The sequence below is a fragment of the Alicyclobacillus shizuokensis NBRC 103103 genome (assembly GCF_001552255.1).
Classification (GTDB): domain Bacteria; phylum Bacillota; class Bacilli; order Alicyclobacillales; family Alicyclobacillaceae; genus Alicyclobacillus_G; species Alicyclobacillus_G shizuokensis.
The window spans coordinates 1-551 of record NZ_BCQV01000145.1 but is presented as its reverse complement, the minus strand read 5'-3'; the positions used below and the strand labels follow the sequence as shown (position 1 = coordinate 551).

The window sequence follows — 551 nt, the reverse complement described above, 5'->3', positions numbered from 1 at the left end:
GGCCTGTGTAACCTCCAAAAGTGTGTAACATTTATTTATTGGTAACACACACTAATGTATCGTCTGTTAACGTTCGCGTCAAGAGGGAGCTCATCTTTCTGTCTTACAGGGTGCGCTAACGGCTTGATAGTTTAAGGGGCCGTGTGGATGTGACTGCAGTACAAGGAGCGTAACTTTGGTGAAGACGTTTGGAGAATTAATGCACAAAAAACGGAACTCTAAGCAGCTGAGCGTAAGAGAACTGGCACGAAGAATGAGTTTAGATGCTGGATACATAAGCAAACTGGAGAAGAACTAAACCCGAAATCCGAGCTTTCCAATTGTCGTGAAAATCGCGGAGGAGCTTGGGATGAATGAATTAGCGAGCGTCTTTGAGTTAGATGAAGAATTACTCGGGGGATTCGACAAATACACAAAGTCGAAGGTGGTGGGGGATGAAAAACAAGCGTTGATGAAGATTGTCCAGAACATAGACGAAATGACTATGTATTGTATACTTTTTGCCTCCTTGTCCGTTTTTATAAGTGAAGGAGGCTGGAAATGGACTATGG

General features: G+C 43.4%; 1 protein-coding gene. It reads left to right on the top strand.

What is annotated here, in order from left to right:
- Nucleotides 1–349: 349 nt before the first annotated feature.
- Nucleotides 350–551, top strand: a 202-nt coding sequence (locus tag ASH01S_RS19140) for a hypothetical protein (protein WP_217996370.1), incomplete at its 3' end; no start/stop codon positions are given.